General features: G+C 43.2%; 9 protein-coding genes. 5 read left to right on the top strand and 4 right to left on the bottom strand.

What is annotated here, in order from left to right; genetic code table 11:
• Nucleotides 1-75: 75 nt before the first annotated feature.
• Nucleotides 76-672, bottom strand: coding sequence for an acyl carrier protein phosphodiesterase (locus tag DYB02_RS24575; RefSeq protein WP_029804834.1), 597 nt, complete (start codon nucleotides 670-672; stop codon nucleotides 76-78).
• Between the two features lie 577 nt (nucleotides 673-1,249).
• On the opposite strand from DYB02_RS24575, the gene DYB02_RS24565 reads away from it, so the two are divergent.
• Nucleotides 1,250-2,680 carry a methyl-accepting chemotaxis protein gene (locus DYB02_RS24565; protein ID WP_029845791.1) on the top strand — a complete coding sequence of 477 codons (1,431 nt, stop codon included), beginning with the start codon at nucleotides 1,250-1,252 and terminating at the stop codon, nucleotides 2,678-2,680.
• A 552-nt stretch (nucleotides 2,681-3,232) separates the two neighbouring features.
• Here DYB02_RS24565 and DYB02_RS24555 read toward each other — a convergent pair.
• The 3 genes from DYB02_RS24555 to DYB02_RS24540 form a co-directional block, all read right to left on the bottom strand.
• A complete protein-coding gene (locus DYB02_RS24555; RefSeq protein WP_020842100.1) occupies nucleotides 3,233-3,901 on the bottom strand; it encodes an HAD-IA family hydrolase in 669 nt (222 codons plus the stop codon).
• A gap of 183 nt (nucleotides 3,902-4,084) precedes the next feature.
• Nucleotides 4,085-5,836 carry an HD domain-containing phosphohydrolase gene (locus DYB02_RS24545; protein ID WP_029804885.1) on the bottom strand — a complete coding sequence of 584 codons (1,752 nt, stop codon included), beginning with the start codon at nucleotides 5,834-5,836 and terminating at the stop codon, nucleotides 4,085-4,087.
• A 70-nt stretch (nucleotides 5,837-5,906) separates the two neighbouring features.
• Nucleotides 5,907-6,416 carry a hypothetical protein gene (locus tag DYB02_RS24540; protein WP_005454066.1) on the bottom strand — a complete coding sequence of 170 codons (510 nt, stop codon included), beginning with the start codon at nucleotides 6,414-6,416 and terminating at the stop codon, nucleotides 5,907-5,909.
• A gap of 270 nt (nucleotides 6,417-6,686) precedes the next feature.
• Between DYB02_RS24540 and DYB02_RS24530 the strand changes: the two genes are divergently transcribed.
• The 4 genes from DYB02_RS24530 to glgC all read left to right on the top strand — a co-directional run bounded on the left by DYB02_RS24530 (nucleotide 6,687) and on the right by glgC (nucleotide 12,158).
• Nucleotides 6,687-7,160 (top strand): CreA family protein, encoded by a 474-nt coding sequence (locus tag DYB02_RS24530; RefSeq protein ID WP_029804887.1) that lies wholly within the window; start codon nucleotides 6,687-6,689, stop codon nucleotides 7,158-7,160.
• Between the two features lie 135 nt (nucleotides 7,161-7,295).
• Nucleotides 7,296-8,600, top strand: a complete 1,305-nt coding sequence (locus tag DYB02_RS24525) for an inosine/guanosine kinase (protein WP_017447582.1) — start codon at nucleotides 7,296-7,298, stop codon at nucleotides 8,598-8,600.
• A gap of 238 nt (nucleotides 8,601-8,838) precedes the next feature.
• Nucleotides 8,839-10,587, top strand: coding sequence for a formate--tetrahydrofolate ligase (locus DYB02_RS24520; protein ID WP_029804889.1), 1,749 nt, complete (start codon nucleotides 8,839-8,841; stop codon nucleotides 10,585-10,587).
• Nucleotides 10,588-10,943: 356 nt separating this feature from the next.
• The gene (gene glgC, locus DYB02_RS24515; RefSeq protein WP_029804891.1) at nucleotides 10,944-12,158 is read left to right on the top strand and encodes a glucose-1-phosphate adenylyltransferase; all 1,215 of its coding nucleotides are present in this window, start codon (nucleotides 10,944-10,946) and stop codon (nucleotides 12,156-12,158) included.
• Nucleotides 12,159-12,236 lie beyond the last annotated feature (78 nt).

Genomic DNA, 12,236 nt, shown 5'->3' with positions numbered 1-12,236 from the left:
AAACCTCATAATTTTTGGAGCGCAGAGTTTACCAGAGCCGCCATAGCCATACTACCTCTACGCCAAAGGATTGAGTTATGAACTGATTAGTTGTTGGTGAAATTCAAGTGATTGGCGCAGAACGTCTTGATAAAGCTCTGAGAAATTCGCCTCTAACGCTGCGTATTCACCATCTAACACTTCAAACGTTGTCGTCAAGTCTGCCATTCTCGGGCTTCGCTGAGACATCCGATGCAGTGCAAACTCAATGTTGGAGAGATCTTGATAAGATTGCAGCCAGCCGCCTCGCCACATGCGTTGATGCAATAACATAAAACGCGCAGGAAGCAGTTCGTGAACATCTTTGTCTACTTTTTGAAATGCGAACTCGACAAAGTCGTCTAACGACTCTTGATGAAAATCATTCCAATGCTTGGCTAAACAATGGTCCCAAAACATGTCTAGCGCAATTGGCGCGAAGCGTCTCGCTACGCCTTTAAAATGTGGCTTACATTCTTCGACAATAGGGTGATGATCGGTAATTCGGTCAACGAAGCGGTGGAGTTTGATGCCATTAGTAATGTCAGAATCGTATAGCTTGCTTGGATCTCCTTTGACGAAGTCTCCAAGCAAGTTTCCCATAAAATGGCTATTACAGTGATCTGCAATATGCAGGTGGGCTAAAAAGTTCATTTACCGTCTTTCGCCCTTCTTGGCTCGGTGTTTCATGAACTTAGTATAACGTCTAAAAGAACGTGAAGAGAGTACTAAACGGTACTATTCGTTTTCGTTGTCAGAGCCAACGTATTCCGACAAAATAATGCCAATTTCAAGCGCATCTAGCAGCTCTAGGCTTTCGTCGTTTTGGTATTGGTCGCTCATTGTGACCTCCTTTATGAAACTATGAAACATTGCGGTTTCAACTTACTGCCACCATTCCTATTTCATTCGGTGACAGCAACTCCTTTTTATAGACTTTATATGACACATTCATGACAGCGAAAAGTAAAGATTTAAAAACCTATGAGCATAATCATAAGTAAACGATTGCAGCGTCGTTACTCTTCTCTGCCATCTTCACTTAGATAGCTGGAATTACATCGACATTTCTATCATTAAAAGACATAACATACTGTTATAGGCGACCCTAGATCTCATTTTGTAAAATAAACTCACCCTTCGTTACATATTTTGCTGATTCGCATCGCATATTTTGTTTCGATATACCCATAGATTTGTTCAATATCTTTTATCTCTAATGGAGTAATCAATGAGAGAAGTTGAGTTTAGAACGATAGACCGACTATTTATTAAGATGTCTATCAACGACAAAATGTGGGTTATTTTCCTCCTATTTCTGGTGGCACTCACTTCGGTAGCAGGAAGCCGATACCTAAATGATTTGCATCAGTTCGAGCAACAATCTATCGCCAACGTGCAAGCAAAACTAGATGGCATCATCGAAGCTAATCCCACAGATATCTATCAAATTACTGGTATCTCAAAAGCTAACCATCAACAAAAAAGCTTGTTTGCAGATGGTGTTACCACGGTTTATGGCACAACCTCTGCGGGTGAGCTTGTTCGATTGACCGAGCACGCTGGCAATCAATACAACGCCCTGCGCTCCGACGCCTTTACCTCTTTCCTTCTTAGTTTTCTATGGGTTTTGCCGTTTGCAGTATTTTGCTATTGGGTAGCGACATTCATCGGAGGCGCTTTGTGGGTGCTATACACCACAACAGAGAAAATTGGTGACGGTGACTTAACTTCTCGATTGGGCTTTCACCCTGGCCGTGACGAGTTTGGCACCATTGGCTGCGCACTAGATAAGTCGATGGATACATTAAGCGAACTGGTCAATAGCGTAAAAGAAAACGCCAATACGCTAAGTGAAACGTCGTCTGCATTTGAACAAGACATGAAACTGAGCGAAACACAGATTACGCACCAGTACCAAACACTTGATTCTGTCGCAACCGCAATGGAAGAAATGACGGCGTCTGCCAAAGAGGTTTCGAGCATCTCTCAACAAGCGACCATGCAATCGGATCAAGATGCACAAAAAATAGAAACGAGCCGTAGCCGAGTACAGCACGTTATTGCTGAGATCGAAACCTTGTCGAGCTACATCGAGCAAGCTTCTTCATCAGTCACCAACTTAAATGAAAACACTACGCAGATTAATGATGTCATCACGACCATTAATGCAATTTCTGAGCAGACCAACCTGTTAGCTCTCAATGCCGCTATCGAAGCGGCTCGCGCAGGCGAACAAGGCCGCGGTTTTGCCGTTGTAGCCGATGAAGTCCGAACGCTGGCAAGTCGTACACAACAAGCCACGGTAGAGATCCAAGCCATGATTGAGAAGCTGCAATCGGAAAGCCAAAACATCGCTTCGATTACTGGCAGAACGGTCAAGCAAGCCCAAACAAGCAGCCAGTTGATCGATGAAATTGGTCAAGATGTCACAGCGATTGCGGACTCTGCTCGTTCATTGATGGACATGAGCATTCAAATCTCCACTTCCGCGGAGGAACAAAGTGCGGTTGCGAATGATATCGCCTCTGAGCTTGCTGATATCCGTACTCAGTCCAGCACAATTCGAAAGGTGGCGGAGCAGTCTACTGTTGGTGTCGCGAACTTAACCAAAGCGTCGGTTTCACTCGGTGAAGTATTAGAGCGTTACCGCACTGCTTGATAACAAGGTAATAACAAATAAAGGCTCCTAATTGGGAGCCTTTATTTTCTACATTTGTATTCACTTATTTGTTTCGAGAATATAACTCGCATTCACTTTCTCTACGTACTTGTCTCGTACTCATTCTTTGGTGTAATAAAACCGAACTTATTGAATAATTTGAAGTCTATTTGAGGAGTGAAAGGAAAATAGCATTGATCAAATACCGATTGGGAAACGGTTTATTTTGAAGTGAATCTCAAGTTCTCCTTGTACCTGATGAAATAATGTTCAAGCGGACGGCGTTCCGCTATGCTTAACCTGCCAATTCCAATTTGCTGCTGGAAAACAATATGAATAATTACAACGATACAAAAGACAACGAAAACCTAAACTGCCCTATTTGCCAATGTGATGAATACTTAATCTCATCAAACGGTGAAAAATTCACGTGTGCTGCTTGTGGATTCCACACGAAAAATTTCTCATCCATTCAATGCCTTTACCAAGCGCCATATTTACAGTCGAAAATTAAACAAATTCATAACCTAAGTCATTCTCGTCATTAAACGGTTAAACAGAGCAGCCCATGAGCTGCTCTTTTAATTCATCCAAATGTTGAATGCGAATAACTCGGTCATCGTCGACTCGGTTAATGGCCTCACCATTAAATAGCTGAACCGTCTTAATTCCGGCATTCAACCCTGCTTCTACACCCTTGGGTGTATCATCGATATACAAACAATCGCTAGGTAAAAATCCCATGCTCATCGCGCTGTACATGATCAAATCAGGTTCAGGTTTCCAACTATTTGCTTCAAACGCAGAGAATACTTTTCCTTTGAATGCATCAAGTAGACCGGTTAACTCAAGTGCGTATTCAATTTTATCTTTGGGACCATTTGACGCGACGCAGTATTCAATATTGTGAGAGTCGAGGAATTGGATCAGCCTTTTAGCGCCATCCATTGGTTGTAAATGACGAACAAACAATTTTTGAACTTCTGTTCGGTATTGGGGTTCAAGAACATCAATTGGAACATTAATGTTCATCAACTCTTTGGTATCAAGAAGAATATCGGCCAGTTTTCCACCTTTAAAGTGAGAAACACATTCTTCCATCGTTAACTCTGCACCGTGTTGATTAAATACATTCACTAGTGCTTGGCAGCATAAACGCTCACTGTCGACCAACGTGCCATCACAATCAAAAATCACGCATTTAATATTGGTAATTGCCATAGCCTTCCCCTAGACGCATTTGTCGATGTCGCTGATCAAACTTATTTTTTAATACAAATGTATGGCTTAATCATATTTGAGTTTAGATTTGTTTAAACGACAGACTTGGCATTTCGTAGAAATGGGGAAAAGCAATTCCTGTTTTTCTAAGCAAGATCACCGAATGTAATCTTGCTCAGTTTGTTATGCATCAGGATACATGTATCGAACTTCGATGAAGTCATCTAAATTATCTAGCAACAGTTGGCATAATATTGGGTCAAAGTGTTTGCCTTGTTCCAACTTAAACCAATCGACGACTTCATTAATTGTCCAAGCCCGTTTGTAGCAACGCTCTGTTAATAATGCGTCAAATACATCAGCAATTGCGACAATGCGTGCGAAGAGATGAATGTCCTCACCTTTTAGATTATTTGGATAACCCGTACCGTCCCATTTTTCATGGTGTTCGTGGGCAACCACCGCTGCTAATTTGGTGATGTCGCCCTCTTTCATGTTCAGCAACTCATAACCTTTAATGGTATGTTGCTTCATGATTTCACGCTCTGAACTTGTCAATGCGCCAGGCTTATCGAGAATCGATTCTGGCACGGAGATTTTACCGACATCGTGCATAGGGCTAATGATTTCAATCATTTCCACTTCACGATGCGTTAATCCGCAAAGTTGAGCCAAACGACGAGACAGTTTAGCGACACGTTTTACATGTTGGCCAGTTTCTCCAGAGCGACTTTCAATCGCCTCACCCAATACGTGAATCATCTCTTTTTGGACGTTTAGTGTTCGTTTTTGAAGCAACACAATTTTTCTATTTTTCTTATCAATCTCTTTGCGTTGGCGAATAGTCATAAACTGAATCACAACAACAAGAGAAAGCAGCACAATAATGCCGCACGTGAACAACAGTGTTTTGAGGTTTACTTTAAACAGTGGTGGTGGCGCATTTAGAATTTCAGCGTTTTTAGGGATGTCATAATGGCTGATTTCATATTTTGTAAGCGCCTTATAGTCCAGGACCGCTTCAGTGATAGCCAGCGCATGCGCCGCTGACGTCAGAGACATCCCCATTTTACTCGCCATTATCTCCGCAGCTTCATAACCAAATTGCTCAGAGCGGTTCACAAAGCCACCCAGTATTCCCGGCTCGCCTAAATAGAGTTCCCACATCACAAACACGGGGGCACGGCTTTTTGCACCAATAGCTCGAGCCACTTCTCTGTAGGTGTGATATTTCCCTGAATCCCCTTCCGTATTGTAGTGAGTCAACAAAACCGCATCATTAGCACTGACTGTAGAAAGCTGATTTGCCGCCTCTTGTAGGCTCGCGTCTCTGATTTCAATCAAATTGATACGTGGAAACTTGTTCATCTCTGCTTTTACGCGTTGATATATCAGTTCAGAGGTCACACTGCGATCGGCAAGGTAATACAAATTTTTGATACGGGGACGCAAACGATTGATCAACGCGATGTTTTCGACCACGCGATCTTCTTCGTAAATCACACTGCCATTTGTACTTACTGTATCGAGAGAAGAGCCTTTATCATTAATCCCAATCGCGACCATAGGAACATTGCGCTTGGGGTTCTGAAAATAATTTCTGACGAAACGCATGGCTGCGTCGTCAGAGATAATTACACCATCAAATTCATAAGCTCGATATTTAAACCGAAGATAACTCGCCATTTGTTGCAAATAGCCTTCGGAATGAACACGCTTCGCGTCCAAATATTCAATGGATAGTTTGACTTCGCCGTCAGTTTGCTTGAATCCCTTTTCGATTCCCGCCTGAATGTCATTAGTCCATTGATAAGACGGATCATAGGAGTGAAGCACGAGAACTCGTTTGAGCTCCCAATTTGTTTCCTCTGCTTGTACGGCAACCGTGCCTATGTATAACACAAGAGTGAGAAAACGCGCTAAACGCTTAACCATTTTTTACCCAGCCGAACCAATGCAATGCTGCATATAGTAGCGCTTCATTTTTAAATGAAGCCGATATTGATCAACTTTCTATTATAATTGTGTCACATAATTTGTGATCACTATTAAGTCTTTTCGCAATATCCGCTGAAAACTGTTGTTTATCTAAAGATTGAGAAACGGCCACGTCAGAAATCAGCGTGTTACCTTCATAGCTACTCGCAATGGCGGCACCCACCGGGTTGCCATCTTTAAAACCAACGTACAACTCAAAATCCGGCGTTAAGATAATTTGGGTAAGGTATTCAACTATCATCTCTTGGTCATACTGTTCTTCCCAACGTTGAGACTGAAGAATCGAAAACATAATAGTCAGTCGATGAAAATCCACGAGGAAAATGTCATCAGCCTGCAAATTCGCTTCGCCTTCCAACAAAGAGTCTTTAGCGACGATTTGGTATTCTTGAGCATTTGTTGCTTGGAAATAGGTTTCGCGACCTTTCAAGCTTTCAGGAGTGGGAAATTCAACTTCGACGAGATCGTGCAGCCACGCATTTTTGCGTTCGATGCTGGCTAACTGCTGTTCATTCATTTGAGTACCTTAAATATCTCAGGCTACAGAGTAGTAGCGAGTCAAAAACGAGGGCTGTATATGAGCCATCACGCCAATATTCCGAAAACCTAACAGGGTTTTCTATATCGCATTGACTCAACTCTTAAACATGAACTCGCTTTGAAGCGGTACATTAGCATGAAGCCCTTAACAAACCTAGCTAAAGTCCTGAGGTTGCGCCAAATTTTGTTTTAGATGCCAACGTCTGATAGATTGAATCTATATATTTTTCTAATTAAGGACGGAATAATGAAAAAACGTTTGCTTGCTTTAGGTTTGGTTACCATTCTTGCTGGCTGTGGCAACGATGAGGTTGGTGATGTGTCTTTGGGTATGTTTACTATGAAAGACATAAAACTGAATACGCTCGTAGACCCTGAAGTTCCAGGCGTTACTTGTCATGTAGCGAGCATCGAAGCGGACTTCAGTTTAGCGGACCCAAGCGACAGTTCAATTTCTTGCCGTCAAACTGGTGAAATTACACCGGAGATGATTACTAAAATTGATAAGAGCAAATCAGGTGAAGTGGTATTTAAAAAGTCCAAGAGCGTTTTCTTCAAGTCGATGAAGATTCGCCGTATTTATGATCCAGAAAATCAAACCTTGATGTACCTTTCTTACTCAACTAAAGAGACATCAGGCAGCTTCAAACACAGTCTATCAACTGTACCTCTTTGGGGTACGAAAGCTTACATCCAACCGACTGAAGCTAAGCTAAGATAAATTAAGCTCAATTCGCTTACGAATTCGTCAGCCCGCTGCATTTTTCAGCGGGCAAATTTCTTTGCAATAAAACACCACGATTTTCATTTTTTTGTGATACAATCCCGCCTCTTTTTTTCTCACTCAAGAACAAGCATGAAGTTTCCTGGTCAGCGTAAATCTAAACACTACTTCCCAACTCACGCTCGAGATCCATTAGTCAACCAAATTCGACAAGCGCCTAAGCTATACCGCCCAACCATTGTCGGTGTTGGTCAAACCATCGTAGATATCGAAGCTCGTGTGGATGATGCGTTTCTAGAAAAATACAACCTAAGTAAAGGACATTCTCTTGTTCTTGAAGAGAGCAAAGCAGATGCATTGTATGAAGAATTAGTAGAGCAAGGGCTGATCACACACCAGTACCCTGGCGATACTATTGGTAACACGCTGCACAATTATTCTGTTCTAGCAGACAGCAAATCTGTATTGCTTGGCGTAATGTCAAAGAACATTCAAGTGGGTTCTTTCGCCTACCGCTACCTTTGCCGTACGTCTTCACGCATGAACCTAAACCACCTACAAACGGTAGATGGTCCGATTGGTCGTTGCTACACCCTTATCTCTCAAGATGGTGAACGTACATTCGCGATCAACGAAGGTCACATGAATCAACTTCTTCCAGAAAGCATTCCTGAAGAAGTATTTGAGAAAGCTTCTGCGCTTGTTGTTTCTTCGTACCTAATGCGCGGTAAAGAAGAAGACCCAATGCCTAAAGCAGTACAACGTGCGATTGATTTTGCCAAGAAGCACGATGTACCTGTTGTTCTTACTCTAGGTACAAAGTACGTGATTGAAGGCAATGCGGAATGGTGGCAAGAGTACATTCGTGAAAACGTATCTGTTGTGGCTATGAATGAAGAAGAGGGCGCGGCGCTTACAGGCGAAAGCGATCCACTCGCTGCTGCGGATAAAGCACTTGAGTGGGTAGATCTTGTTCTTTGTACTGCCGGGCCAAACGGTCTTTATATGGCAGGTTACACTGACGAAAAAGTGAAACGTGAAACTACACACGATATTCTTGAAAGCTCTATTGAGGAATTCAATAAGTTTGAGTTCAGCCGCGCAATGCGCAAAGAAGATTGTGTGAATCCAATGAAAGTGTATTCACACATCGGTCCATACCTTGGTGGCCCTCTAGAAATTAAGAACACTAATGGCGCGGGTGATGCTGCACTATCTGCACTGCTGCATGACATGGCTGCAAACTCTTTCCATCAGAAAGAAGTGCCTACTTCAGAGAAACACGAAGTACGCTGTCTGACGTATTCATCACTTTCTCAAATTTGTAAATACGCGAACCGCGTGAGCTACGAAGTGCTAACTCAGCACTCTCCTCGCCTATCGCGAGCTCTGCCAGAACGCGAAGACAGCTTAGAAGAGACCTACTGGGATCGCTAAGAAGGTTAGCTTTAGAGCAAAAAATATACTTAGGTCACCGTTTGGTGGCCTTTTTGTTTTGATCTAGCGCAGTATTTAGTGGATTTTGTTACTATGTAGCACGCGAAGGCGCACGAACTTCTTTACACCTAATTTTTAACCAGTATTATTCTTGCGCAAACGTTTGCGCAACAACAATACAGTCTACATAGATTGCTTGATGTTGAACGCCGCGTGTTAGCCATATTTGGGAGTATCCATGCAGTCTGATATTGAAATTTGCCGAAACACACCGTTATCTTCCATCGATGTTATCGCTGAAAAAGCAGGTCTTTTGCCTGAAGAATTTGATACGCACGGAAAATACAAAGCCAAAGTACACCCTAAGTGTTTAGCCCGCCTGAATGATAACCAAAACGGCAAATTGGTTCTGGTCACCGCGATTACCCCTACTCCACTAGGTGAAGGTAAAACCGTGACAACCATCGGCCTTGCGCAAGGGCTGGCGAAGCTACAGCAATCCGTGATGGCATGTATTCGACAGCCATCAATGGGCCCTGTCTTTGGCATCAAAGGTGGTGCCGCAGGTGGCGGATATTCCCAAGTTGCGCCAATGGAAGAGCTCAATTTGCATTTGACGGGTGATATTCACGCCGTTACGGCTGCACACAACTTAGCGTCTGCAGCTTTAGATGCGCGCTTATTCCACGAGCAGCGCGAAGGATACGACGCCTTTGAAGCTCGAACTGGTTTAAAAGCATTAAGAATTGACGTTGAAAGCATTACTTGGAAACGCGTGATGGACCACAACGACCGTGCACTTCGCATGGTCAAAATTGGTTTGAACGAACAAGGCAAAACCATCAACGGATTTGAGCGTAACGAAGGGTTCGATATTTCAGCCGCATCCGAATTGATGGCCATTATTGCGTTGGCAAAAAATCTTAAAGACTTACGTCAGCGCATTGGCAAAATTGTGGTTGCTTATGATCTCGACGGTCAGCCTATCACCACAGAAGATTTACAAGTAGCGGGTGCGATGGCCGTAACGTTGAAAGAAGCCATTGCACCAACATTGATGCAAACGCTTGAAGGTGTCCCTACTCTGATCCACGCAGGCCCTTTTGCTAACATTGCGCATGGCAATTCTTCTATTATCGCTGATGAGATTGCGTTAAAACTTTCGCGTTACACGGTAACTGAAGCAGGATTTGGCTCTGACATGGGATTTGAGAAAGCCTGTAATATTAAAGCAGCGGCTGCCAACAAAGCGCCTGACTGTGTGGTGATTGTTGCGACGTTAAGAGGCCTTAAAGCGAACTCCGGCCACTACGACTTGCGCCCTGGCATGGCAATTCCAGATTCGATTTTCTCGCCTGACCAAGCGGCATTGGTAGCCGGGTTTGAAAACTTAAAGTGGCACATCAAGAACGTCCATAAATATGGAATCCCAGCCGTTGTTGCGATTAACCAGTTCCCTCAAGATTGCGAACAAGAACTCATCGCGCTTCAAGATCTCATTCACGCATTCGATCCAAATGTTAAAGTCGCTATCAGCACTGCTTTTGCCCAAGGTGGTGAAGGTACGAGAGATCTAGCACAGCATGTCGTTGATGCTTGCGAAAAAACCACGAATTTCCGACCTCTATATCAGAAACATCAATCCCTTCAGGAGAAGCTGATGTCTGTGTGTGAAGCTGGATATGGTGCGACAAATGTTGAAATGAGTGAACTTGCAACTCAGCAATTGGCTCATTTTGAAAAACTAGGGTTTAACGAATTAGCTGTTTGTATTGCTAAAACGCCACTTTCTATCACCACCGATTCTTCAGTAAAAGGCGCGCCAGTTGGCTTTACTGTTCCAATTCGTGAACTGCGTTTGTGTGCCGGTGCTGGCTTCGTATACGCATTATCGGGTAGCGTTATGACCATGCCCGGTCTTCCTGACAAGCCAGCGTTTATGAATCTCGACCTTGATGAAGATTGTAATATCATCGGTTTGTCATAATGAGCATCATTTAAATGAAATCAAACACAAAGGGAGCTAGACAGCTCCCTTTATCTTGCTGTTTTAAATAGGTTTTACATTGTAAATCAATAATCTCTTTAAATCCCCAGATTCTATACCGCCCCAATATAATGCACTGTCTATTTTTTAATTCACTAATATAGTGCATCAACTCTCGGTCAAAAAATTCATCAGTTTGATTTTTAAAGAAATATTCAATGGCGCGATTCTTGTACTACAGTTTGCAGTAGCTAACAAACAAACCAGCACATGTCATTCTAAATTGTTGCGTTGTATAGCACCTCCTCCGGTTAAGCACGGTTTAGACGCATGTAGAACAAGGGAAAGGGAATATTATGCAAGACGCACTCGCTGTAATTTTAGCAGGCGGGATGGGCTCACGACTTAGCCCACTCACTGATGATCGGGCCAAACCAGCGGTACCATTTGGCGGTAAATACAGAATCATCGATTTTACGCTAACCAATTGTCTTAATTCAGGTTTACGTAAAATTCTAGTGCTTACTCAATACAAATCTCACTCACTACAAAAGCACCTTCGTGACGGTTGGTCGATTTTTAATCCCGAACTTGGTGAGTACATTACGGCAGTTCCGCCTCAAATGCGCAAAGGTGGTGCATGGTATGAGGGTACCGCCGACGCCATCTACCACAACTTGTGGTTACTATCGCGGAACGACGCAAAATACGTTGTTGTGTTATCTGGTGACCATATCTATCGTATGGATTACGCAGCGATGCTTGAGGAGCATAAAGAGAAAGGGGCAAAGCTGACCGTCGCTTGTATGGATGTTCCAGTAAAGGACGCCTATGCTTTCGGAGTTATGGGAATCGCTGAAAACGGACTGGTTAAGTCTTTTGTCGAGAAGCCCGAAAACCCACCTACTCTTCCAGACGATAAAACCAAGAGCCTTGCATCAATGGGGATCTACATCTTTGATATGGATGTGCTCAAAGAAGCGCTGACCGAAGATGCGAAACTGGAAACGTCTAGCCATGACTTTGGCAACGACATTATTCCAAAATTGATCGACACCGAATCGGTTTACGCTTACAAGTTTTGTGGCAGCAAAGGTCGTGTCGATAAAGATTGTTACTGGCGTGATGTCGGGACAATTGACTCCTTCTATGAAGCTAATATGGATTTACTGGAACCAGTACCTCCGATGAACCTTTATCAATCTAACTGGGCGATCCGCACTTACGAACCTCAATTTCCACCAGCGAGAACCGTCTCCTCTGCAACAGGAAACGAAGGTATTTTCATCAACTCGATCATAGCTACCGGTGTTATCAACTCAGGTGGCTCAGTCCAGCACTCGATCATTTCATCAAATGTGCGCATTCAAGACAGCGCGACCGTTGTAGATTCCATCATTTTTGATGATGTAGAAGTCGGTGAAGGCAGCCAACTGGTGAATTGCATCGTCGATAAACACGTTCGCATACCACCGAATACACAAATCGGCATCAATAAGGTTGAAGACGCCAAACGCTTCAAAATCTCAGAAAAAGGCATTGTTGTTATACCGGAGAGCTACCAGTTCTGAAAGTCCTCAATTCAAACGACAACATAAACGAAAAAGCGCACGATAATTACCGTGCGCTTTTGTTTAAGTACCTATGAA

The sequence above is a fragment of the Vibrio parahaemolyticus genome, assembly GCF_900460535.1.
Lineage (GTDB): Bacteria > Pseudomonadota > Gammaproteobacteria > Enterobacterales > Vibrionaceae > Vibrio > Vibrio parahaemolyticus.
The sequence above is the reverse complement of the archived record's forward strand: the minus strand, read 5'-3'. Positions and strand labels throughout refer to the sequence as shown.

Excerpts from the sequence above, each read along its gene's own strand:
- DYB02_RS24575 (WP_029804834.1), bottom strand. The coding sequence starts at position 672 with ATGAACTTTTTAGCCCACCTGCATATTGCAGATCACTGTAATAGCCAT.
- DYB02_RS24565 (WP_029845791.1), top strand. The coding sequence starts at position 1,250 with ATGAGAGAAGTTGAGTTTAGAACGATAGACCGACTATTTATTAAGATG.
- DYB02_RS24555 (WP_020842100.1), bottom strand. The coding sequence starts at position 3,901 with ATGGCAATTACCAATATTAAATGCGTGATTTTTGATTGTGATGGCACG.
- DYB02_RS24545 (WP_029804885.1), bottom strand. The coding sequence starts at position 5,836 with ATGGTTAAGCGTTTAGCGCGTTTTCTCACTCTTGTGTTATACATAGGC.
- DYB02_RS24540 (WP_005454066.1), bottom strand. The coding sequence starts at position 6,416 with ATGAATGAACAGCAGTTAGCCAGCATCGAACGCAAAAATGCGTGGCTG.
- DYB02_RS24530 (WP_029804887.1), top strand. The coding sequence starts at position 6,687 with ATGAAAAAACGTTTGCTTGCTTTAGGTTTGGTTACCATTCTTGCTGGC.
- DYB02_RS24525 (WP_017447582.1), top strand. The coding sequence starts at position 7,296 with ATGAAGTTTCCTGGTCAGCGTAAATCTAAACACTACTTCCCAACTCAC.
- DYB02_RS24520 (WP_029804889.1), top strand. The coding sequence starts at position 8,839 with ATGCAGTCTGATATTGAAATTTGCCGAAACACACCGTTATCTTCCATC.
- glgC (WP_029804891.1), top strand. The coding sequence starts at position 10,944 with ATGCAAGACGCACTCGCTGTAATTTTAGCAGGCGGGATGGGCTCACGA.